Origin of the sequence: Sphingobacterium sp. UBA7625, from assembly GCF_002484085.1 — a bacterium.
Classification (GTDB): domain Bacteria; phylum Bacteroidota; class Bacteroidia; order Sphingobacteriales; family Sphingobacteriaceae; genus Sphingobacterium; species Sphingobacterium athyrii.
Window position 1 is genome coordinate 109,645 of the sequence record NZ_DLJD01000030.1, and the last position, 25,282, is coordinate 134,926.

General features: G+C 43.1%; 17 protein-coding genes. 11 read left to right on the forward strand and 6 right to left on the reverse strand.

The annotated features are described in order from the left end of the window. Positions 1-1,299, forward strand: a 1,299-nt coding sequence (locus tag B4G94_RS14165) for a RagB/SusD family nutrient uptake outer membrane protein (protein ID WP_286859623.1), incomplete at its 5' end; no start/stop codon positions are given. Between the two features lie 11 nt (positions 1,300-1,310). After that, positions 1,311-2,555, forward strand: coding sequence for a YdcF family protein (locus B4G94_RS14170; protein ID WP_286859624.1), 1,245 nt, complete (start codon positions 1,311-1,313; stop codon positions 2,553-2,555). Positions 2,556-2,679: 124 nt separating this feature from the next. Here B4G94_RS14170 and B4G94_RS14175 read toward each other — a convergent pair whose 3' ends face one another. Both B4G94_RS14175 and B4G94_RS14180 read right to left on the reverse strand, forming a co-directional pair. Continuing rightward, positions 2,680-3,765, reverse strand: coding sequence for a Gfo/Idh/MocA family protein (locus B4G94_RS14175; RefSeq protein ID WP_286859625.1), 1,086 nt, complete (start codon positions 3,763-3,765; stop codon positions 2,680-2,682). Positions 3,766-3,816: 51 nt separating this feature from the next. Then, positions 3,817-4,428: a hypothetical protein gene (locus B4G94_RS14180; RefSeq protein ID WP_286859627.1), complete on the reverse strand. Its 612-nt coding sequence runs from the start codon at positions 4,426-4,428 to the stop codon at positions 3,817-3,819. Between the two features lie 122 nt (positions 4,429-4,550). Between B4G94_RS14180 and B4G94_RS14185 the strand changes: the two genes are divergently transcribed. Together B4G94_RS14185 and B4G94_RS14190 are read left to right on the forward strand one after the other, a co-directional pair. After that, entirely contained in the window at positions 4,551-4,853 is a 303-nt protein-coding gene (locus B4G94_RS14185) for a sulfatase-like hydrolase/transferase (RefSeq protein WP_286859634.1), read from the forward strand. A gap of 92 nt (positions 4,854-4,945) precedes the next feature. Next, positions 4,946-7,045 carry a polysaccharide lyase 8 family protein gene (locus B4G94_RS14190; RefSeq protein WP_286859635.1) on the forward strand — a complete coding sequence of 700 codons (2,100 nt, stop codon included), beginning with the start codon at positions 4,946-4,948 and terminating at the stop codon, positions 7,043-7,045. 114 nt (positions 7,046-7,159) lie between these two features. Here B4G94_RS14190 and B4G94_RS14195 read toward each other — a convergent pair whose 3' ends face one another. Then, positions 7,160-9,550, reverse strand: coding sequence for a TonB-dependent receptor (locus tag B4G94_RS14195; RefSeq protein ID WP_286859636.1), 2,391 nt, complete (start codon positions 9,548-9,550; stop codon positions 7,160-7,162). Positions 9,551-9,948: 398 nt separating this feature from the next. Between B4G94_RS14195 and B4G94_RS14200 the strand changes: the two genes are divergently transcribed. From B4G94_RS14200 to B4G94_RS14230, 7 genes are all read left to right on the forward strand, one after another. Then, the gene (locus B4G94_RS14200; protein WP_286859637.1) at positions 9,949-10,569 is read left to right on the forward strand and encodes an RNA polymerase sigma factor; all 621 of its coding nucleotides are present in this window, start codon (positions 9,949-9,951) and stop codon (positions 10,567-10,569) included. Positions 10,570-10,632: 63 nt separating this feature from the next. Further along, positions 10,633-11,613 (forward strand): FecR family protein, encoded by a 981-nt coding sequence (locus B4G94_RS14205; RefSeq protein ID WP_286859639.1) that lies wholly within the window; start codon positions 10,633-10,635, stop codon positions 11,611-11,613. Between the two features lie 118 nt (positions 11,614-11,731). Next, positions 11,732-15,385 carry a SusC/RagA family TonB-linked outer membrane protein gene (locus B4G94_RS14210; protein WP_286859640.1) on the forward strand — a complete coding sequence of 1,218 codons (3,654 nt, stop codon included), beginning with the start codon at positions 11,732-11,734 and terminating at the stop codon, positions 15,383-15,385. Positions 15,386-15,399: 14 nt separating this feature from the next. Then, positions 15,400-17,052: a SusD/RagB family nutrient-binding outer membrane lipoprotein gene (locus tag B4G94_RS14215; RefSeq protein WP_286859641.1), complete on the forward strand. Its 1,653-nt coding sequence runs from the start codon at positions 15,400-15,402 to the stop codon at positions 17,050-17,052. A gap of 30 nt (positions 17,053-17,082) precedes the next feature. Beyond that, positions 17,083-18,276: a purple acid phosphatase family protein gene (locus tag B4G94_RS14220; protein ID WP_286859643.1), complete on the forward strand. Its 1,194-nt coding sequence runs from the start codon at positions 17,083-17,085 to the stop codon at positions 18,274-18,276. A 172-nt stretch (positions 18,277-18,448) separates the two neighbouring features. After that, positions 18,449-19,246 (forward strand): glycerophosphodiester phosphodiesterase family protein, encoded by a 798-nt coding sequence (locus B4G94_RS14225; RefSeq protein WP_286859644.1) that lies wholly within the window; start codon positions 18,449-18,451, stop codon positions 19,244-19,246. A gap of 488 nt (positions 19,247-19,734) precedes the next feature. Next, complete coding sequence (locus tag B4G94_RS14230) at positions 19,735-22,098, forward strand: glycoside hydrolase family 3 N-terminal domain-containing protein (RefSeq protein WP_286859645.1); 2,364 nt, start codon at positions 19,735-19,737, stop codon at positions 22,096-22,098. Here B4G94_RS14230 and B4G94_RS14235 read toward each other — a convergent pair whose 3' ends face one another. From B4G94_RS14235 to B4G94_RS14245, 3 genes are all read right to left on the reverse strand, one after another. Beyond that, entirely contained in the window at positions 22,099-22,509 is a 411-nt protein-coding gene (locus tag B4G94_RS14235) for a hypothetical protein (RefSeq protein WP_286859647.1), read from the reverse strand. 55 nt (positions 22,510-22,564) lie between these two features. Next, the gene (locus tag B4G94_RS14240) at positions 22,565-23,599 is read right to left on the reverse strand and encodes a sialidase family protein (protein ID WP_286859649.1); all 1,035 of its coding nucleotides are present in this window, start codon (positions 23,597-23,599) and stop codon (positions 22,565-22,567) included. Positions 23,600-23,805: 206 nt separating this feature from the next. After that, a complete protein-coding gene (locus B4G94_RS14245) occupies positions 23,806-25,242 on the reverse strand; it encodes an alpha-L-fucosidase (protein WP_108636015.1) in 1,437 nt (478 codons plus the stop codon). Positions 25,243-25,282: the final 40 nt, after the last annotated feature.

Consider the following 25,282-nt stretch of genomic DNA (forward strand, 5'->3'; position numbering starts at 1 on the left):
GGACGTAATGATAACCAATCCAATGCCGGGGAACCATTCCAGTTCAATGACTTCTCGTTGCTGCCGAGTAATACTTATCTCAAGACACATTGGTCTGCCATGTATGCTGCCATCAGCCGTTGTAATGTGGTTCTTTCACATGTCGATAATGTGACCTTTACAAGTGCAGAATTAAAAGGCCGTTATATTGCGGAAGCGAAATTCGTTCGTGCATTACTATATTTCCATATGGTACGCAAATTTGGAGATATTCCATTGTCTACGGTACAGGTTACAAGTAAAGAGCAAGCAAATGAATTGGCTTTTCGGCAAAAAGAGTCGGTTGTGTATGAACAGATCATTAAGGATTTGACGGAGGCATTGTCCAGCAATCTTCCCAATACACAGAAAGATTACGTCATTGGTAGAGCGTCTAAATCGGCCATTAATGCGATTTTGGGGCAAGTATACTTAACGTTGGGTGCAACGCAGACGTCGGGGAGTGCAGAAAATTTTGCGAAGGCAGAACAGTACCTCAATGCGGCTTACCAAATGCGAACTTTTGGCAAGCTAAACGAAATCCCCTATGCGGATGTTTTCGATGTGACCAAGAAAAATAGCTGTAAAGAACTCGTTTTTCAGATTCAGTACAAACAGGGAGACCAAAACTATAGCTCGAGTATCGCCCGTAATTACCAGGCGCGAGGAGAAACTATCAACTCACGTTACAATTCGACAGGTGCTGGTGAAGTGGCAAAACTAGATTTGATTAAAGATTACGAGCAAGACGATATCCGAAAAGGTTTCTCCGTAAAATTTGCCACCAATACGCAAGTTAACGATTGGTTTGTAACCAAATTTAGGGATAATAGTGACGCTGCGGGTACCAATGGTTGGGGCGGAAATGACTGGATCTTGATCCGTTATGCCGATGTGATGTTATTATTGGCCGAAACAAAGTACCATCTGGGTAAAGAAGCTGAGGCTATTGCGCTATTGGATCAGGTGCGCGAACGTGCTGGCCTGCCTTCTTATGCAGCCTCAATGTTAAGCAATGACTACCGTACAAAATACCCGACATTAAAGGAGGCGATCTTGCACGAGCGCCGTGTGGAACTGGCTTTCGAAAATCAACGTTGGTTTGATTTAATCCGGAACTATAATCCGCAGGAATTGGTGACGTACTTTAAAACTAAAAACCAGGCGGATTATGGGAACGCTAAAATCTCCAATATATCCACAAAGGATCGGTACTTTCCAATTCCTTTCGATGAATATAAATTGGATCCACAGCGTATGTATCAAAATCCGGGTTATTAATAGAATCGGATATGACAGGTATCATTAAAAAGGTCATTTTGTTGACTTTGGGAATATGCGGAATGCATATTTCCAAAGGTCAGCTCAAACCCAATCCTGCCGGTCCGCAGGACTGGGTAATCCGCAAGAATTATTACGCAAGCTATCTGTTGCTAAAGGATTCCGCCTTAACACAGCAGCTTTGTGCGTCCCAGGCTGTTTCGGCATTGTTGAACCAGCGGTTTGACCGTTTTAAGCGAAGTGATCATTGCACGGATCTCAGCTGTTTTCTGGAAGCTTTTAAATGGAGAAATTCTGAGATCGAACTCATGGCTGAACAAATTTCCAGTCAGATCAAAGGCAACAGGAAATTGGAGGAAATGGTTGAATCGACATTGATGCCATCAAGGACTTATGGTATACCAAGGGATGAGACTGCAAAAATGTATCTTAAGAAAGCGCTGTTACAGGACTTTGGTGCCATGAACTATGTTGTTGATGTCTATGGAGGTGGCAAAAAGCCCAACTATCCCAAGATTGATTCAATTTCTTTTGATGTGAATCGTAAGGCTTACCTTCAGCTTTTGGATGATGTACGTCAGGATGTGCTAAAAGATATTCCGACTGGTAAGGAGGCGCTTTTTATGACAATGATGACAGCAGTTAGGCTGCTTGAGATCAATGAACGTTGGGATGCCGCGCAATTGGAGCCACTGATGGCACTGGAAAATAAAAAGGCGCTTGAACAAGTGAAAAAGACGGATTTTTCAGCCTATCCTTACAGCCTATTGCTGACGCTGGGGGCAGGCCCCGAAAGCTATGGGCAGCCGATTAGTCCGGGCGGAATGTTGCGAGCACGCATGGCTGCTCGTAGTTATTTTGAAAAATTGGCCCCCTTTATTGTACTTTCCGGCGGAAAGGTACATCCCTATAAAACGGCTTATATCGAGGCAATCGAGATGAAAAAGTACCTGATCAATGTCATGGGAGTTCCGGAACAAGCGATCCTGATCGATCCGCATGCCCGCCATACAACTACAAATCTGCGCAATACTGCCCGTATACTACTGAGCTATGGATTTCCTAAAGATAAATTTGCCATTGTTAACAGCAGTAAGGCACATATCGATGCTGTAGAAAAAATGGCCGACCGTTGTATCCGCGAATTGGGTTATGTCCCCTACAGCCTTGGAAAACGAATTTCGGATGTTATCATCGAATTTCAGGCGAAAGAAGAAGCATTCACAATTGATCCGGATGAGCCGCTGGATCCCTAACGGTTCACCTCAGAACTCAGATTGAACAAGACAAAACAAATCCAACATGTCTTTGTCAACGATGTTGGTAAATATAGAAAAAGGTATGTGGATTACTTATTTATATACCTTTTTCTATTAAAGATCAATTTAATGTTACCGTCTTTCCTTCTTTCGCAGAACGCTTTGCAGCCTCCAATATCTCAACTACCGTCACATTATTAGTGATGGAACCTAGATCGCCTTCAGCTAGCTGTTTTCGGTTTAAAACATGTTCCAAATATTGGATATGGTTTTCAAAATAAGGCTGATCCGTTGGAATAACTGTCGGCTCCTCATTATGCTGTGTATATTTCACCAGTCTTTTATCATTTTGTGCATAGAGTTGGGCCTTTGTCCCAAATACCTGAAGATCTTTTACGCTGTATGGCCATGCCCAAGATGCCTGGATGATACCAGTACTGCCATCGCGGTACTTTAAGATAATGGTCGCATCATCTTCGACTTTGGGATAGATCTCGGGTTTCAGTCGATGTGTAATAGCACTGACAGAAATAGGCCGTTCGCCATTCTTGATCCATGTCATGAGATTGGCCCCATAACAGCCGAAATCCATTAATGCACCACCACCATTTTTTTGCGGATCCGTCAGCCAATCGAGAAAATAACTGCTACATCCGATTTCCTTCGGCCCCTCATGCCCATCTTTTACAATCATCCGTGTCACACGGCCCAGGGCATTTTGGTCTACCAATTGCTTGAGCTGTTGGTTGCTCCTGTACCAAGTTGTTTCATAATTGACCAAAAAAGGTGTTTTGTTTTCCTTGGAGAGTGTGGCGATACGTTTGGCATCAGCCAATGTGGTCGCCATAGGCTTTTCCACCATGACCGGTATTTTGAGCGGCAGACAGATTTCTGCTACCTGAATATGTTCATTGGTGGGATTGTAGGCAAGGACTACTTCAGGTTTTACTTTTTTGAGCAAGGAACTTAAGTCTGGGAAAAAAACGGACTTCGGAAGATGGTATTGCGCTTGAATCTTGTCAGCCAGGACGCTGTTGGATTCTGCTATTCCAATGATCTCGACCTTCTTCTCTTTGTATAAATTCAGCAGGAGATATACATGGTCGTGATTGAGCCCCGCAACAGCGACTTTCAGTGGACTATCCGCATAAGCAATATGCTGAAATAGCATCGTCAACAAAAAAAACATCTTTACTATATGTTTCATGGTATTCTGTTTAGGTTCAATAAAGATAGCATTTTGAAATCTTTAAATCCTTTAGTAAATCCAGTCAACCTTTGGATGCGATTGTATTATTTCCGCTACGATATCAAAATAGGTCTGTCCTTTTCCGGCCTGTAAATCACTTAGTTTCTGTTGGAAATAAGTCTGATTGAACGGCGAATTGGCAGCAAGTTTTTCCTGATAGTAGGCGAGGGTGGTTGTCACTCCTAGTGCCGCGCGGCTGTGATCGATGTCCCTCCAAATGATCGTATGCTTTTTTGCTTCCTGAACTTTTCCAAAGCCACCGTACAGCAGGTCATCGAAACCATCAAGACTGCCAATTTTCCAATTTTCATCGGCCATATAAACCCTATTGATTTCGGCGTAAAAACTCGGAATATCCGCAATACATGCGCCTTCAATAACCACAAAACCCCATTCGGAATGAAGGGAAATGAGCTTCGTAAAGTCTGCCCAGAGCTCCGCTACCACAATTGGAAATGGTGCTTTTGACCATTTGTCCACAAACTGAAAAAGGTCTGGCAGGATGGACTCCCGATTACTTTCGCGTAGGCTTGTCAGGGGCTTTGTTAAAGCCTGCTCCTGAAGATTTCCGACCAAAACTCTAGCAATAACTGCGAGTTGATTTCTGCTATTTGTTTCCATCTGCTTCACATTAGATTTACTTATCTAAAGGACTAAAAAAAAATGACTTAACGAAATCGTTTTCGATTTTTTACAAAAAATCCAATACATTTAAGGTTACATTTAGGGATAAATCTAAGGCGATGATCTATCGGAAAATGTGCTATCGTATACTTGCGATGTTGAGTATACTTTCTCTAATCGAGATCCCTGTTTTTGCACAACAGCGGCCCAATGTCATTGTGATCCTGAGCGACGCTGGTGGTTATGATGATTTTGGTTACTATGGTGTCAAGGAGGTGCATACACCGCATATCGATGAGCTGGCTAAACATGGGATTCTTTTTCAGTGTGCTTATGCATCTGCATCGGTTTGCGCACCCTCACGTGCCGAATGGGAAGCAAAAAATGGCAAAGCCCAAATGGTTGAGTTCTGTTTTGGATAATGACCAGAACCAGATCATGAAGCACAGAATGGAGGTGGTCGGAACAGCCGCAGAAAAACAATATCCTTAATCGGATAGCTAATAAAAAACGAATGAAAATCATACTTATACTTTTACTCGCATTTGGACTTGTCATGGCTAAAGCCCAGGACAACTATACATTTGATCGCATCAAAAAACATGTGTACGAGGACGAATTGCAAAGTTTGGCCGCGCACAGTGATAAAACCACAATCTGGATCAATCAATTGACTGAAGCTGGTACTTGGTCTGATATAGACTACACGAGTAAATCAATTTCACTCTGGCCTCCAGGAGAACACTTGGATCGCTTGAGAGCTTTGATCGTAGCTTATGTCTCGCCCAAGAGTAAATCTTATCAGCAAAAGTCGCTTTATGACAAGATTGTACGGGCGGCTCAGTACTGGGCAAATAACCGATTTGAATCAACAAACTGGTGGCACAATGAAATCGCTTCTCCCAAAGCAATAGGTGTCTGTCTGATCCTGATGAAATTTGGTCAGGAGAAAATCCCAGCTACAGTGGAAACAGCACTGGTCAAGTTGATGGAAAGAGGGGATCCTTATAAGAAAACGGGCGCGAACAAAAGTGATATTGCCATGCATTATTTCTATCGTGCACTGATCCTGGAAGATGCCAGTCTACTGACTGCTGCTATGGAACAACTGCTTTTTCCCATCCAGTTGGTGGATGGGAAAGAGGGGTTGCAATATGATTTCTCTTACTTACAGCATGGACCACAATTGTATATTGCAGGCTATGGCGAAGAGTTTTTAAAGGGAATTTCTAAGGTAATGGCCTATGTTCGCGAGACACCTTATGCGGTTAATAAGGAGAAATTGGCCCTCTTCGAAAAATTTCTTTTGGAAACCTACCTGCCGATCATACGCTCACGTTATATTGATTTTAATGTGCATGGACGTGGGATATCACGACCAGATATATTGCGCAAGGACCAGGAAGTCGCCATATTGCAGCAGATGCAATTGATTGATCCAGCTAAAAATGAGATCTGGAAGAAAGGATTGGCAAAATTAGATAGTATACAGGCTTTTAATGTAGAAGATCAATCCCTCCATCGACATTATTGGAAAGGAGACTACACAACACACCTCAGAAAACAGTTTCATTTCAACCTGCGTCTGGCAAGCAAGCGAACCAACAAATCGGAATCAGGAAACGGTGAAAATATGCTTGGTAAAAATATGACAGATGGTGTAACCAATATTCAGGTATTTGGTCCAGAATACTATAATATCATGCCAGTATGGGAATGGGACAAAATTCCGGGGACAACAACCCGAGATTATCAGGGTGATCAGGAACTGAAAGAACAGTGGGGTGTACTGGCTGCCAATAGTTTCTCTGGTGGGGTCAGCAATGGTACAATCGGCGCATCGGCCATGTCTGTTCAATACGATGGACTGGCTGCACAAAAAGCATGGTTCTTTTTTGATAAGGAGATTATTTGTCTGGGCAGTGGAATTAACTGTAGTGCTGCGGAACCGGTCGTAACAACACTGAATCAAACTTGGTTGAATGGTCCTGTCGTATGGAATGGAAAAGAGCAGATGTCAACCGATTCACTGGTTCGAAATGTCAAACAAGATGAATATGTCATGCACAATCAGGTCGGCTATTATTTTCCGGAAGCGATGAAAGTCGGGCTGACCACAAAAGAGCAATCGGGTTCCTGGTGCCGTATCAATCGTTCCCGGTCCAAAGATCCTGTCCATGGAAAGGTATTCAAACTATGGTTTGAACACGCAAGAGACCCGGTCAATGGAAGTTATGCTTATATCGTGGTACCTGGTGTGGATCAGATCGATAAGCGGGCTATGCAGCAGCTAAAAATTTGGCACAATACGCCTGCGATTCAAGCTGTAGAACATCTGGGTCTGGCCGCTATTCAGGCCGTATTTTATGAGTCTGGTACCTATCAAATTGGAGCTTGGTCTATTCAGGTGGATAAGCCGGTTATTCTGCAAATCACAAAGGGAAATAGCGTCTTCAAGCTGGATGTGGCAGATCCACTGCAACAGGAAAAAGCTATACGTATTCATCTCATCAATAAAGGTGCAAAAGTAAATCAGATTGTCGAGATCAAGCTTCCGCAGGCTGAGTACGCGGGTAGTACTTCATCAGAAACAATCCCGACGGGTAACAAATAAAGATTTAATTCTTTCGAATTGCCGTGAATATTAAAAAGTAAGGTCCAAGTTCTCCACAGAACTTGGACCTTATTCATTCGGTTGCCGAAGTTTGCTATTCACGTTGCTAGTCTATTAGAATTCTATTCTATAGTTAATAGTTGGGATGATCCCGGTCCATTTTTGCGGTTCGATAACACGTTTGCTGAAATTGTAATGCATCCCGACCGTATTCTCTCTATTGAGGATATTTTGAATATCCAGGATGATGAGGTGGCTCACTTTTTTGCGGTTGATGCGGTAGCTTGATGAAAAATCAAGTCGAATATAAGGATCGGCAGTTAGCGTATTAATCCGGCTTTGATCGATGATTTCCTCATCTAAGCGTAAGGATTCATCCTCCAGCACCGGAGAGTATTTTCTTCCACCCGCGTAGATCAGTTTGGCGTTCATCCCGAATAGGTTATTTTTATTTTTTCCCACTGTCCATTCTTTTCCCAATAATAGATTACCGACATAGCGTGTATTGAATGTTGTATTGTATTCTTTGCCATTGAGTGCTTTGAATTTGGAATCAAATATTGAAGTGGTGGCCATAAAATAATACCCCTTGCTGAGTGATTTTTCAACTGTTAACTCAATGCCATAGTTTCTGCCTGTACCTTTATTGACCAATTGACGATAGGTCGATGTTCCTATTGCCGAAATATCCGACACGTTGAGTAGGGAGAAGTTCATGTCTGGATCTGAGGATACAGGGACATTGTATAAATGTTGATAATAGACTTCGGTTTTAAATCTCAGCGTGCGGCTTAGATTTTTTTCATAGCCTATAACAGCCTGCGCGGATTTGGTAGGGGATAGCGCTGTATTGTCTGTTGTATTTTGACCGGTTCCGTTCTTGGCAAAATAATAACTGAGTGGTTCTAAACGATTGTAAAGCCCGGTACCAAAGGATATCGTCTGGTCTGCCGCGACTTTCCAGTTTAAGCCCAGTCTAGGTTCTGCAGTCCAGCTTTTACTTAAGGCAAAATAGTTAGCGTGTACCCCCGTATTTAGTGTCAGGCGGTCGGACAGTTCAGTTTTGAGCTGTGCAAAAGCGTCATAGGTACTGGTATTCCCTTTTTCATTGATCCGTTCTTTTAATGCGGCAAGTTCGGTATCATAGGTTAAGGCGTAGAGATCATATCGAAGCAGACTGGCATTGATACCGGCACGGATTGTGTTTTTGCTGCTCGCTCTATAGTTAAGGCTACCGGCATAACGGATGGCGGTATTTGTAAATTTATCTTTATGATACAGGCTAGTTACATAATCCTGTGTCAGGGTATCTGTTTTATTGGAATTCCGGCTGACCGATGCCGAAATAATATTGGTGAAATACAGCCTATCATTGGCGATATATTGATGTTTTAGTCCAGCACTTCCGGCGTTAAATCCCAGGTTCATGTCCTGTGCATCTGTACGTTCCTCCCATTCCTGGAAATTGCGTTTGGCAGTTTCCTTTATTTTTCCTAGACCGCCTATCCCAAACAATGAAAATGTTCCGGCCTTTTTGGTTGGAAATACAAAATTAAAGGAGAGGTCCTGGTATTTTGGGATACCGGTATCCGAGACTTTTACCCCTACTTTTTCCAATAGACTCAATGATGAGTAACGATAGCTGATCAAATAAGAGGCATCGCTTCCTTTTTTGAAAGGCCCCTCTAAAGTTGCACCTACCCCCAACACACCGACGTTGAATGTATATTCGCGTTTATCGGTATTTCCCTTTCTAAATTTAAGGTCAAATACTCCCGATATGGCGTTGTTGTATTCAGCAGCCAGTCCACCAGTATAGAAATCAGATTTTCCCAAAACCATCGTATTAAGCATACTGATCCCTCCACCGGCGGCACCTTCGGCCCCAAAGTGGTTGGGATTTACAATTTCGATGCCTTCCAATCGCCATTGTAAGCTTTTAGGCGAATTTCCACGCACAATTATCTCATTGTCGTCACCACCGGCAACAACTCCGGGAAAGCTCTGTGCCATTCTGGCCGGGTCAAAGAAAGCACCGGCATAACGGTTGGTCTCCTCTGGAGAAAAAGAGCGACCACTGGTCATCGCCATTTGATTTAATGGTTGCTTTCCGGTGTTTGCATAAACCACGGCTTCGTTTAAGGTGTTTGCCTGTGGTTCCATTTCAATATTAAGGATATTCTCACGACCAGAGGTGATGAGCAGTTCTGATAGCTCTTCCTGTCTATAGCCCGCCATACGTACCCGTAATACTTGACGTCCAACAGGAACTTGCAGCAGCCTAAATACCCCCTGCTGATCTGTACTAACGGATTTTGTATCTCCGTTGGAAGAAAGAATAATGGTGGCACCGATCAGTGGTAGTCTTGTATTTTTGTCCAGGACAGTCCCTTTGACAGTTTCGGTCACCATCCGTCGGTTTGTCTTCGTCGAACCTTGAACCTGCGCAAGTGATTGCGTGGCCTGGGTCGCCATTGCTATGATTAAGATTGATGTTAGTTTCATATTGATTAAGCTTTATTTTTATGACAGCTAACTTTCGTTTTACCCTTAGCGACCGGGATAATTTTTTAAATAGACTTATTTTGTCTTTGAAAATAGGATGCGGTAAAAATGTTATTAACATAAATAGCATTTATATCGAGTAAATTAACAGTGTTGTTAACATTTTTTTTATACAAAGCGATTGCTCGGTACTTTGAAAGCATCGGGCTTCGCCCACCCGATGCTGGGCAGGTTTTCAACAAAATGTCTTTTAATACTTAGGTACTTAACATGGTTATTAACAAAAATAAAGGCTTATTGTACAATATCGATCTTATCTCATGTAAATGGGAAGATTGTGTTTGAAATCTTCCGGAAAAATTAACATTCCCGTAATCTTGTGCCACTATCTTTGTAAGGTGAAAACGACCAAAGCCCATGTAGATAACCACTATTTATCACTTTTTAAAGCAGGTGATACCAAAGCTTTTACCTATTTTTTTGATTTGTATTGGGAGGAGTTGTACACAACAGTCTTTCGCCATCTTAGGGATGAAGCCTCCGCAAAAGATCTCGTGCAGGAAGTTTTTATACACATCTGGGAAAGGCGCAATCTCATTAACACCGAATATAACTCCTTGAAATCCTATCTCTATACTTCTGTTAAAAACAAAGTACTCAATTATTATGCGACGGAGCGGGTTCGTAAACAGGTGTTTGATCAGGCTGCCTTACGAATGGAGCTATTTACCAATTTAGATGATCATAGTTTAGCAAAGTACAAGGCATTGGAGGTCATTGTGGAAGATTCTATTGGACGGTTGCCCAAGCTGATGCGATCGGTTTATTTGATGCGCTATGAAAACTATTCGATAACGCAAATCGCCAAAGAGTTAAACCTGGCCGAACAGACTGTCAAAAATTATTTATCGGATGCAAGAAGAATCCTGCGTCAGGAATTGACCCAACGATTTGCTGAACGTGATTCGATTTTTCTACTCTTCGCAGGCAGTTATCTGCTTCATTATTATTTAATATAAAAAACACATTGAATTAAAGTACTTCGAGGGTATTCGCCTGTATTAGAATAAAAAATAATAACAGTGAATATTGAGAACTTTAAACGCATAATACAATACTACCTACAGGGAAAATTAACTGAAGGGGAAAGTAAACGGGTGGATAGCTGGTATCAGTCTATTACAGATGAAGATATTAATCCGTTTCATGATACGGCCCATCGTCATGCGGTAAAGGACGAGTTGTTTGAGCGACTTGTACCGGCGGTACGGGCCGAGAGAAAAAAAGCAGCTCAAAACCAACGGTTTCGATGGCTATCTGCCGCTGCAGCATTCGTATTGCTAGGTGTCTCAGCTCTTCTATTTTTCCGGAACAATCAATCAGCGCTCAATTCCGGGGCAACAGTATCCGAAACGCAGCTTATGCAAACAGTGACGAAAGCCGGTGAATTGCGGGAGATTTTTCTTCCCGATGGAACTTCTGTTTTTCTCAATGGAAATGCACAGATTCGCTATGATAAGATAAACTACGGAAAAAATAGAACCATTTTTTTAGATCGTGGCGAAGCCTTCTTCAAGGTTAAGCGTGATACTTTGCATCCGTTTAAGATAGCATCAGGGGCTATTTCTGTCGCCGTATTAGGGACTTCATTTAATGTCAATCGTTCACAGGCTTCCGGACAAGTTACGGTTGAAGTTAAAACCGGACGTGTAAAGGTGTTCGCTGAAGAAAATGGGGAACAACATATCCTGACTAGGGGTAAAGCGGCACGTTACAGTCTGGCAAAAAAACATTTTGAAATTTTTGATCAGCATCCAAGTACTGTGAATCTATGGACACAAGGTGGCATGCTATTGAATAATGTGGGATTCGATGCGCTAAAAGAAATTATTTATAATCGTTATGGTGTTGTATTGATTGCAGACAACCTTGATACGGATAAATTCAACTACTCCCTGATGATTCCTCAGGTTGAGTCCTTGGATCAGGTCTTGAATATGATCTGCACTATTCATCAAATCAAATTTAGGAGGGAAAAAAATGAAATAATCTTACACAAATAAGCTGCATCAGCAGAAAACGACGGAAAATCTACCAAAGGAAAAGTGCTCATCTGGCAAACCGCTAAATCGACCAGTGAGCACCTTAATAAGTCATGTTAAAAAACATTCATACAAATATATGTATAAAATAACAAAGCTCACCAGCCTGGCAGTAAAGCTCGCGCTCTGTTCAGTGCTTTCTATTTCGGGAGCAAATAGTCGTGCCGGGGTAATGGATAGCGTACAGCTGATACCTGGCGATCTGATCAATATTCATCTCCGTAGTGGCAATGCTGCGGAAGCTGTTCTCCAGCTTTCGCAGGAAACAGGTCAGGCAATTGGTTATGATCGAAATATTCTCCACCTGGAGCGTATAGCAATAACTGAAAAGGTATTCCGCAACGTGCATCTCGATGAGGTATTGAACTATATTTTGAGAGGTACCGACATTCAATCAAGGAAAGTCACGGGCGGGATTGTCCTTGTTCGAAATGCGGGCAAACAAACCTCTTATCCGTTGAAATTGCAGATTTTAGACGTGGACAACAAGCCCGTAGCCGGTGCGTCTGTGCATGTGATTCAGACCGGGCAGAGTAGCTTGTCTAATGCAAAAGGGGAGGTAACGGTCAAGTTGAGTCCTGGTGAATATCATGTGGTGATCACACATGTTGGCTATGAGAAAAAGGAACTCCATCCTATAAAACTGGATGATAACAATACTACTGTACGTCAGGTGATCTTAAAAAGAAATGATAGTGTGCTCGATGAAGTCGTGGTAACGGCACTTGGGATTAAACGTCAGGATCGTTCCCTGGGTTATGCAGTCGGAAAGATAAAAGGCGAGGATCTCAACCGCGTCAACAATGATAATTTTTTGGTTGGAATGGCGGGGAAAGTTCCGGGAGTCACGATCAGTTCAACGGGACCAACAGGCTCGACAGTCAATATGGTGATTCGGGGAGCTTCTTCGTTGAGTACAGACAATCAGCCGCTTTTTGTCGTGGATGGCGTCCCGTTAATGAATAGTCTGAATAATATCGGTCAAATAGGGGATGACAATAAAGTCGATTATGGTAATGCCATTGCCAATATCAACCCCGAAGATATCGAGCATATCTCCATCTTGAAGGGACCCAGTGCAGCTGCTCTTTATGGTTCAAGAGCGGGCAATGGCGTCGTATTAATTACAACCAAAACAGGGAAGAATGCAGAAAAAATGACGATTGCTGTCAATAGCAACACGGTATTTGATATTCCCTATAAGTTTATTGATCTGCATAATAAATTTGCTAGCGGTACCATGCCTTGGAGACCCGGTGACCAGCCCGGCAATTTGATCATCGAAGAGGAGTCAACTGTCATGGTCGGCCCAGCCTTAGATAAAGGATATAAAGCTGTTCAATGGAATAGCCCGCTCGATGAACAGGGGAAACCGATCCCAACGGAATTGAAATCGTATCCGGACAATATCAAGAATTTTGTGCAAACGGGTATAACAAGTTCTAATGGTATTTCCCTGAGTAACCGCAGTGAACGATTGGATTACCGTTTTTCGTATTCCAATATGGCTAATAAAGGGATTATTCCCAATGCAGACCTTTTTCGAAATACGTTAAATATCAATTCAACCATGCGACTTCGAAATAGTCTGACTTTAGGCCTCTCTCTGGATGCCAGCCGAAATAATTCGAATAACAGACCAGCTGGAAATCGGGGGACAAATCCTATTCAGGCGGCTTATGAGGTTGCTCCACACATAAATATTCTCGATCTAAAGGATTATTGGCTCCCCGGACAGGAACAGCTACAACAGCGTTCCCAGTCTATAGGCAATCATAATAATCCCTATTTTTTGGCCTATGGCGTTAATAATGCCTTTACCCGGGATCGTGTGTTTGGAAATCTACGGTTGGATTGGACGATTAAAAAAGACTGGACGGCGATGCTGCGCTATGCCGCAGATGTTTACTGGGAAAATAGGGAAACAAAAATTCCCTATAGCTACACCAATGAACCCCGGGGCGCCTATGGGATTGTGAATCTGATGAATATGGAGCAGAATATTGATGTTCTGACTACTTACACACAGAAAATGGGTGATTTCCATGCGACGGGTTCATTGGGAGGCAATTTGCGCTACAACCGTGGTAAGTCTGTGCAAAACACATCAAAAAATGGCGCAGGTCTAATCACGCCGGGCTTATATACATTGGCAAACATCAGTCCGCTGAATCTGGACTTCTACAGCTCCATCTCGGAAAGAGCAATAAACAGCGTATATGGATTAGTGAATCTAAGTTATCGTGATATGGTTTATCTGGATCTGACAGGACGTAACGATTGGTCAAGTACGCTTCCGGTGGATAACCGATCCTATTTTTATCCTTCGGCATCACTAAGTCTACTGGCCAATCAGGTATTGAAGCTGCCTAAAGCGATTCATTTAATGAAGCTTAGAGCTGGGGTTGCACGGGTCGGAAATGATACCTATCCCTATAACCTATCCAATGTGCTGAGTAATCCGGGCAGTTGGGGAGATGTACTGCGCCTGACACGCTCCGGAGCACTCTTGATTCCTGACCTGAAACCCGAGATCGCAACATCTTATGAGTTGGGGATGGATCTCGGTCTGTGGAACAATCGCTTAAAGTTTGAGGGGACCTACTACAAGTTGGCGAATAAAAACCAGATCATCTCTACGACGCTCCCAAGTTCAAGTGGTTTCAATTCAAAAAATATTAATGCCGGCTTATTGAGTAGCCGTGGTATCGAGCTGGCCCTCTCGGGGCGGCCTATTGCCAAAGAAAATTGGTCATGGGATCTCGGGCTCAACTGGCATCGCAACCGTACGCGTATTGATGAATTATCGGAAGGAGTAGAATTTTATACTTTTTGGACCGACGGCAGAGGAGGAGCACGTACCTATGTAGGGGAAGAAATAGGCGATTTATACGATTCGAAGCTGGTCACAGTTGAAGATCAGTCATCGCCTTATTACGGATTTCCAATCCTGAACAAAAATGGTTCCTGGCAGGCCGTCCGGATCAATAATAGCCGGAATAAGATCGGAAACTTTAATCCGGATTTTACCATGGGGCTGCAGTCCAGCCTAAGGTATAAAAAGTGGACAATGAATATCGCGGCGGATATGCGTTTTGGTGGAAAATTCATGTCGCAAACTTATCGGTATTTTGAATCCAACCTGACCACACAGCGTTTTCTTGATCAGTTGATCAACCCCAAGGGAATGACAGGAGAGACACTTCGAAATTACCTGGTAGATAATAATCTGGTGCGTGTCCAAGGGAATCGCTATCCGATTGTTGGGGGGCCGGGGGAAGAGTATGGCGGTTATCCTGTGAATGTGGGCGGTGTCACCGGAAATTTTGGCGTATTTAACCCTGGGGTGATTGCCCAATACGATGATAAAGGCAATATCACAGGATATACTGAAAATCTAGGTGCCGAGGGGACCAAATATATTGCTTACTCAGATAATTATCCATGGGATTTTATGAATGCAGCAACATTCGATGCTTCATTTGTCAAACTTCGTGAACTTTCTTTTAGCTATGATCTGTCGGGAAAATGGTTGAAACGGCTCGGCATAGCAAATGGAAGCCTAGGGGTCTATACGCGCAATCTGATCTTATGGACCAAAGCAAAAGTGGGAATAGATCCCGAAATGGCTTTCCAGCCCGAAACAGGCATCGGATTTAAACAAGGAATTGAGCGTTATAACGTGACGCCTTGGTCAATGCCGATAGGATTTAAAGTAAATGTGACATTTTAATACCGGTAATAAGGATGAAAAATCAGTTGAAGACATTAACGAAAATGATCATTGCGCTAGGGATGATTTTGAGTACTTCTGCGTGTAAAGACTTGACAGAACTCAATATCAATCCGAATGGAGTGAGTGAAGAGGATGCAAATCCCAATCTGCTATTGCCAACGATATTGACGGGAGCAGCAAAAAAATACAATGAATTAAGTTTCTCCGATCTTGGTGGAGTGATGCAACATACGCAGTTTGATGCTTGGTTCAACTCGCATAATGACTATGAATGGACGGGGGGAATTTTGAGCTGGGACAGTTACTATGGTTTTCTGCGGGATAACGAATTGATGCGTAAACGGGCAGAGAAATTGGGCCTGAATTTTCATCAGGGTGTTGCCCTGGTGATGCGTGCCTATCTGTTTGGCCTGATCACCGACTTATGGGGCGATGCGCCTTATACGGATGCCTTGAAAGCAGAACTTGGGGATACCAAATATAATTTTCCAAAATACGATAGCCAGGAAGTGATTTACAAAGGGATTATCGAGGAACTAAAACAGGCAAATGAATTGCTGTCGCGACCGGATGCATCCTATGAAGTATTGGCGGGCGCTGATGTGTATTTTGATGGTAAAGCCTCCAAATGGCGCCGTTTTGCCAATTCCCTAGCCTTGAGGTATTATATGCGTATTTCAGAGAAGGCGAATACTTTTGCCAGGCAGGGGGTTGAAAACATGCTGGCCAATCCCGATAAGTTTCCACTGATTACCAATTCGGCAGATGAGGTACTGATGGATTTTGCCGGCAATAATGCCGCCGATTCCTGGCCGTCAAATACGGTTTATGATGCCAGTGGAAGCAATTTCAGAAGAATGAAAATGTGTGCTACATTTGTCGACCGACTTCAGGAACTGAATGATCCACGACTGGCCGTTTGGGCAAAAAGGGTAGAGATACCAATCGAAGTGAGCAGCACGGTACCCCCTGGTACCGATAAAATTGTTAACGGCATTCGCATCCTGTCACCCGATGTAATCAAGGGAATACCTATTGATACAGATAAAGATTATGTGGGTTTGCCACCGAGTGGATCTAAAAATCCTTCCGCTTATAATTTGAATCCGACACCCGGACAGACTTCAATCAATCCCCATGTATCTTATCTCAATGATATTTATCGCTCAGCCAAAGGAACTTTGCTCAAAGCGAGGTTGTTGACTGCGGCCGAAGTGGAGTTTATCTTGGCTGAAGCGGCCTGGAAGGGCTGGGCTGTACCCGAGACTGCGCGTACATATTATGAACGTGGTATTCAAGCCTCGCTGACAAGCTGGGGAAAAGCGTCAAATTACGCAGATTATATTCGCCAAAAGGGTGTGACTTTTGAAAATACACAAATACAGATTATCGAGCAAAAATGGATCGCTAGCTGGTCCACCGGTGCACAGGCCTGGTTTGATTATCGGAGAACGGGGTATCCAAAATTAAAAGCTGGACCAGCAGCGATCCGTGCACAGCTTCCGGTACGTGTACCTTACATGCAGACAGAAATGAGCGTGAATCAGAAGAATGCCGAAGAAGCGTTAAGCCGTATCGAGAAAACAGCGTATTCGCAGGCTGATAATGAAAATAGTGCATGGTCCAAACCTTGGTTATTGCAAGGAACGGGTAAACCTTGGTAAAATATACAGGATACATAGATTAAAATAACAATGAAAATAAAATCTCTTTTTTTAGCAATAGCGTTATGGTGTTCCATGGCGCATGGTCAGGCACAGTCCAGTGTGACAGATAAACAGCCGGATCGTATTATGTTGACCTGGTCTGACGATCCGAGCAGCACACAGTCGGTCTCCTGGCGCGCGACGGGTAATGGCGATAAAATAATAGGACAGATTGCCGAAGAGCAAAGCAATCCCGATTTTGAAACAAATGCGCATACAGTAGAAGGTACCCAATCGTATTTGGAAAGGGGCGAGCAGAAGGATATTTATAACCATGTTAGCTTTCGGAATTTAAAACCCGGAACAACGTATACCTATCGCGTAGGTGACGGTACCCATTGGAGTGCGTGGAATCAATTTAAAACAGCGGCACAATCGGGTGATTTTTCTTTTATCTACCTGGGGGATGCTCAGAATGATTTGCGTTCGCGCTGGTCACGGACGATTCGCCGTGCTTTTCAGCAGGAATCAAATGCACGTTTTATTGTTCATGCCGGTGATCTGATCAATCGCTCCAATACGGATGAAGAATGGGCTGAATGGTATGAAGGGGCAGGGTTCATTCATCAAATGATACCTGCTATCCCCACGCCCGGGAATCATGAATACCGACGCGATTCGACAGGAAGTCTGGTTTTGGATCCGCATTGGAAAGTACAGTTTAACCTACCAAAAAATGGACCTGTGGGACTTCAGGATGCGGTTTACTATTTGGACTATCAGGACCTGCGCATTGTTTCTCTGAACTCCCAATTAATTATGCTGGATTCGGTAGCGGCTTCTACACAAGAAAAATGGCTGGAGAGTGTGCTGGCTTCTTCCACGAAAAAATGGAATATTGTTGTGATGCATCATCCGGTGTACTCTACCGCAAAAAGTCGAGACAATACCATATTAAGAGAACGGTTCAAACCTATTTTCGAGAAATATGGTGTTGATTTGGTCTTGCAGGGCCACGATCATACCTATGCCCGGGGTAGCCTTGGCCGAAAACGACCTGTATACCTGTTGTCAGTAGCGGGACCAAAGATGTACGAATCCGATTCTGAGCGATGGATGGATGTTGCAACCGCGCAAACACAACTCTACCAGGTGATAAAATTCAGGGCGAATAAGCTCTATTTTGCAAGTTATAAGCTCAATGGACAATTGTTTGATTCGTTTGAGCTGTCAAAAAAATAATCATAACGTACGCTTATGGATCATTTCCGTCTGAAAACAAAGTCGATGGACCTTGATCCATAGGAGTATTGGTTGTCGAATAAACAAATTTATAAGGATGAAAAAAAGCTTTTATTGTATTATCTTGTTAGGTATAGTGCGAATGTCCCTTACCATGTTATATGCTCAGTCCGTGAATTTACTAAAAAATCTGGATCAAAAGAGTATACATATCGCGGCACATCGGGGTGCACACCTGACGTATCCAGAAAATTCTATCGCTGCAATCGAAGAGACGATTCGCTTGGGTACTTCCGTTGTGGAGTTGGATGTTCGCGCCACAAAAGATGGTGTACTTGTACTGATGCATGACAATACACTCAATCGTACCACAAATGGAAGTGGGGAGGTCAGTAAACATACCTACGCCGAAATTCAGAAAATGCGTTTGCGTGGCCCCGCTGAAGGTGAAAGGACTAATTTGTCAGTTCCAACGTTGCAGGAAGCGCTGCGTGTCTGTAAAGGAAAAATTATTGTTGACCTGGATTTTAAGGAAGAACGGAGGGGATTTGTCGCCAAAACCTATGATCTTATCGCACAAGAAGGGATGGAAGACCAGGTGTTATTTTTTCTTTATGATTACAAAGATATGCCGGGCATCTATAAACTCAATACAAAAATCACGATTTTCCCGCGGGCACGGAGTATGAAGGAGCTGAATGCGATTCTACAGATGAAGATGACATCAATCATTCATCTTGATGAGTCGTTTACGGACACAGAAAGGCTTAATTCCTTGCGGCAGCAGGGTGTTTATTTCTGGATGAATAGTCTGGGGGATGATGATGAAAAAGCAAGCCTGGAAGGGGTAAAAGTCTACCGGTCATTCTTGGAAAAATACCCTTATGTACGTATTGTACAAACAGATTATCCGGGTCTTTGGACTGATGCAATTACAGTGCATTCGGAAACTGATCGTACCGGAGAATAATGCTATTCTTTTATCTATTCGGTTAGAAAATATTTGTGCGCTGTAGCAGTCCAGCAGGTTGAGACGTTGGAGTTATAACTAAATGAGAGGCGGCATAGATAAATTATTGCCAATGGAATACCATTTTAAAGGAAAAAGTAAAGCAGAAAAAAATAAGTAGCATTCCTATAACACATGAATGGAGAGACGGCTTGCCGTCTTTTCTTATTTTAGGAGATAATATTTTTTACATGAATTGTAAATGTATAGAAATTAATAACCCTTTCCTTCGTTTTGGATAATGAATACGATGTAGTGATTTTGCATATATGCAGGTAATTTATTCGTTCTATTGATTCGGATTCTGAATTTTCTATATTCGAAAAATTATCTTGATTATTACTGCTAAATCGTTAATTTAGTGTTTTGAAACCGGTTGCATATAGTGTGTGATGCAAAAACTACAGGTCTCATAATATACAAAAAATGGTTTAAATAGAAATCTACTTATGAAAGTCCAAATAATACTTTTTACGGCAATGGCAACATTGCTTTCGCCAAAAGTTCAAGCCCAAAAATTGCCCTATAAAAATGGCACATTGCCTACCGAACAGCGGGTCAAAGATCTTTTAGGGCGTATGACTGTGGAAGAGAAGGTCGGGCAACTAAGCAAATTGCTTGGATGGGATATGTATGAGAAAAAGGGCAAGTATGTCGGGGTTAGTGATAAATTAAAGAAAGCGGTAAAGGAGCAGCATATTGGCTTGTTGTGGGCCACATTGCGTGCCGATCCCTGGACACAAAAAACCTTACTCAATGGTCTTACTCCCACGGAAGCTGCACGGGCGACCAATGCTATTCAGCGATACATGTTAGATAGCACCCGCCTGGGTATTCCATTGTTGCTGTCTGAAGAAGCTCCGCATGGACATATGGCCATTGGTGCCACGGTATTCCCGACGGCAATAGGGCAGGCGAGTACCTGGAATCCGGATCTAATTCAGCGTATGGCATCAACAATTGCACAGGAAACTTATGCCGTAGGTGGAAAAAATGGCTATGGCCCCGTTCTTGATCTGGCACGCGATCCCCGCTGGTCCAGGACCGAGGAAACCTATGGGGAAGACCCTTACCTCATCGGACAGATGGGAAGCGCCATGATCCGTGGTTTTCAGGGGGAGAAGCTTGGGCAACAGGATAAAATCATTGGTACATTGAAACACTTTGTCGCTTACGCTGCACCCGATGGCGGACATAATGGTGAGTCTGTATCTTTTGGTGAACGAAGCCTAAGACAGTATTTTCTACCGCCATTCGAGCGTGCCGTTAAATCCGGTGCGGGGTCGGTCATGACGGCTTATAATAGTATTGACGGTATTCCTTGCTCTGCAAATCCCTGGCTGTTGAAAGATATTTTACGGAAAGACTGGGGGTTCAAGGGATTTGTGGTGTCAGATCTATTAAGTATTTCTGGTCTCAACGGTGGGCATGCGACGGCGGCGACAGCAGCAGAAGCCGCTTCACAAAGTATACATGCCGGATTGGATGTGGACTTGAGCGGATCGGGATATGGCCCGAATCTATTGCAAGCGGTACAACAAGGACTGGTTGAGCCGGCAGTATTGGATACTGCAGTAGCGCGGGTGCTACGGATGAAGTTTAACCTTGGGCTATTCGACCGTCCTTATGTAGATGAGAAGCTTGTTGCTCAAAAAGTTGCCACAGCACAGAATAGATCTGTTGCACGACAGGTTGCACGGGAATCCATTATCTTGCTGAAAAACGAACAAAATATCCTGCCATTAAGCAAATCGTTGAAACGGATTGCGGTGATCGGGCCAAATGCTGACAATGGCTATAATCAATTGGGGGATTATACTGCGCCACAGGCCGAAGGGAAGGTTCAGACTGTATTGACAGGTATTCGCTCGGCTCTGGGAAGAGGAACGCAAGTTGATTATGTCAAAGGTTGCGCCATCCGTGATACGGCAAATTCTAATATTCCAGCTGCGGTAGCGGCTGCTGAGCAAGCAGATGTGGTAGTTTTGATTCTCGGAGGTTCGAGTGCTCGGGATTTTAAAACTTCTTACCAGGCAACCGGAGCAGCGAGTGTAGATCCCAATACTGTCAGTGATATGGAAAGCGGTGAAGGATTTGATCGCGTTTCGTTGGATATGATGGGCGATCAATTAAAACTGATGAAAGCGATCCGGGCAACAGGAAAACCTGTAGTCCTGGTGACCATTATGGGACGACCACTTAATCTGAATTGGGCCTCGGAGCATATTCCTGCGATCGTGAATGCCTGGTATCCCGGACAGGAGGGTGGATTGGCTATTGCCGATGTCCTGTTTGGCGATTATAATCCGGCCGGCCGGTTACCGATTTCTGTGCCTCGCTCCGTTGGCCAGCTTCCTGTACATTATAATCATACAAAACCTAAACATCATGATTATGTGGAGATGTCGGCCAAACCTCTATATGCTTTTGGTTATGGATTAAGTTACAGTAAATTTGAATACAGCAACTTACAGGTCGGACTGACCGAAGGTACAGCTGATTTTGTGTGTACGGTTTCTTTTGATGTCGAAAATAAGGGTAGTGCGGCCGGTGATGAAGTAGCGCAGTTATATGTTGTCGATGAAGTCAGTTCGGTGGTTACGCCCATTATGCAGTTAAAACAATTCGAACGTAAAACCATTGCAGCAGGAAATAAAGAAAGGTACACTTTCCAGTTAGGCAAAGAAGATCTTAAACTGTGGAACGCAAATAATGTCTGGAAAACAGAGAAAGGGAAATTCAAATTGCTGATCGGGGCGTCATCCGACGACATTCGATTGAAAGGAGAGATGGAACTAAAGAAGGATTATTAATTAATCCTTCTTTAGTTTATAGGTATAGCTATTGTTCTGATAAGGATCTTTCGTCAGGATAAGTTCTTTGCCATCCAGGGTATAGCTATATTCGCGATTCAATATCAATGCCCAGTCAAAGTCTGCAGTCCAAAAGTTTTGATCCTTGAAAACAATCTTGTTTCCAATAATTTCAAATGTTCCTGAGCCACCTGCAGGGTATCTGTCCTTATTTGTAGAGCAAAAGAAGCTATCTGCTTTAAATTTTACATTGACATCTCCAGTGAATGTTTTGTCTTGATTTTTATAGTAGACAGTAAATTTTCCAGAGTAGCTACCCTCTAGTGCTGTTATCTTTTCGGATTCTTCCTTTGAGCAACTTGCAAATAAGAGTGAAATGCCGAGAAGAAAGGAGTTCTTTAATAAGGTCATAATTTGTCTTTTATAGCATAACGTAACGAACTTTCTTTTGCTACAAGAGGGTGATTTATTTTAATCGGATATACTTGATACTCTTTCTATTCCATGTATACGTGATATGTATTAAACCATTGTTATCTTGAATAATTGTGGGGTAAGAATACTCGTCCCCCTTGACCCCGTCTTCAAGTATAAGAGCATCTTTCCATTGTAGGCCATTATGGGAAGTTGCGACACGCAGCTTTGTACGCCCTTCCCACCAATCTTTTCCTGCTATGGCGGGATTGTAAACGATCATAAATAATCCATTTTTCAATCGGATGGCATCGGTGGCTGAATTGGGGTTGAGCAGATTGGTGGCTTTCCATGGTCCCCAGCTGTTGCCTTGGTCGGAAGAAAAGGCACTCATTACTTTATTTTCTTTACTGCGGCAAAGCACCTGGAGGAGTCCATCTTCGTGTTGGACAATACTGGGCTGAATGACTTGAATATTTGTATCGGGCCGAATTGTATGAATAGACCAGGTTTTACCCCGGTCGCGACTTATTTCTACATGCGCTTTCCAGATTTCGTCTTTTGATTCGGTACTGGAAGGAGATAGTATGTCTCCATTAGACAATGTAAATGGTTTGTTTTTAATTGGGCCCAAAATACCATCGGGTAATGCCTGTGCCACAGACCAGTGACGACCTTTATCGAGGGAGTATTTGACATAGCCTTTCCATTCTCTTGGGTTAGGACCAATTTTATAGAATAAATAGAGGGTATCACTTTTAGGATGTTGATAGAGCACGGGGTTCCAGGTCGGATAACGTTTGTCTGCAAGAATCCCATCAGCGATTTGTACTGGTGTTTGCCATTTTCCGGCTGTATAATGGGAACTCCATATCACCACATCCGGATTGGATTCTTGCGTGCCGCCAAACCAGCAAGCCAAAAGGCTGTCTTTGCCGATGGATTGTATGGTCGAAGCATGGCATTGTTTGAAATTGACCTGTCCTTCCTTGAAGATCTGCCGGGATGAGATGATCTGCGGCTTATAACTTTTACATGAATAAAATGTTATGAGTAATAATGCTAAAAATAAGGTTATCTGTTTCATTCGGTAAGTACGTGCTGACAAGTTCACAAGTGCTGTTTTTTATAGGTTGTATTTTAGTTATTTGAACAATGATTGATGGTAGCGATCGGGTGGATTTGTATTTGTTGGTCTTCGTTAGTCAATTGAAAGCCTCTGAAAATGCCTGAAATCGATCATCGTTATCGGATAACAAAAAAGCAGCTTGATGTAATCCAGCTGCTTTTTTGTTACTTGCTTTGCAATTGAATCGCGGTAGCATAATTAAATCTTGTACCCGGACTTCTGAGGGTGATCTGATTGTCATGTTGCGACCAATTCAAACGACCTTTATGGCCCAATATTGTTATTTTTTTTACCTTAAAATTGTCAGGTACCTCAAAGACATATTCATTCGGCTGTTGGTAAGTATCTCCCTCCGACAGGTGGAATACATTGACGATTTTATTGTCCTTGCTTCGGGTATAATAATAATCACCTTGATGGTAAGGCGCAATGGTACGTGTAGCGTATACAGCACTTTGGTTGATCTTCATCCAAGCGGCCAATTCGTTTAAACGATCATATGCAGCCTGATCGTAGTCTCCTTTAGGGCCAGGAGCAATGTTCAGCAAATAGTTACCACCACGAGCGATAATCTTGACGAGAGTTTCGACGATTTTCTTTGTTGGCTTATAATTATCGTTGGGAACATAGCTAAACGAGTCACCCATAGTAATACAGCTTTCCCAAGGAATGTCCAGGGGATGTTCAGGTATGGCCTGTTCCGGTGTGACATAGTTTTCCCAGTTACCGGGAACGGTGCGGTCTACGACAATGATTCCGGGCTGATTTTTTCGGGCCATGCCACCAATGCGATCCATATCAATATTTTGTTCAACTTTGATGGTTCGTTGCCAGTCTACAGATTGATCAATCGTTTTGAATGGACGTACCCAACCACCGTCCAACCATAAGATATCGACTTTGCCATATTCGGATGTAAGTTCATTGATTTGGTTGTAGGTATAGTTTTTGAACTTTTCCCAACGTTCAGGATGCTTTTGGGGATCATAGTTTACATTGCGATCTTTTGGCGGGAAATAACTCCACCAGTAATAATCCGTATGCCAATCCGGTTTTGAAAAATAAGCCCCGATTTTGAACCCGTCATTGCGAAAAGTATTGAATATTTCTTTGGTGACGTTAGCTTTTGGGTTTGAAGAGAAAGGGGTTTTGCTGGAAGTAATTTTGTAATCCGATTCCTTGGTATCGAACATTGCGAATCCATCGTGGTGTTTGGTTGTAAAGACCACATATTTCATTCCGGCTGCTTTCGCGGCATCGGCCCATTTTTGTGGGTTGAAATCCGTAGGATTGAATGTTGTCTGTAGATTTTCGTAGTTCTTTACGTATTCGTTGTAAGTTGCGCCATGTTCAGGCTTGCGTTGTGTCCAGCCCTCATCTTCCGGACATAAGCTCCAGCTTTCAACAATCCCCCATTGACTGTAGGTTCCCCAGTGCATGAAGAGACCAAATTTCATGTCTTGCCATTGTTCGAGGTTTTCGATCACCTGCGGATCGGTAGGTTTTTGATAGCCACCCGACACATTGTGGGCTTGACCAAAGACTAAAGTAGAGGTCGTAGCCAAGAGTGCGGTTGATATAATGGTTGTCAGTTTTTGCATGTATAAATATAATGAAAATGATAAAAAGAAAGCCACTTGA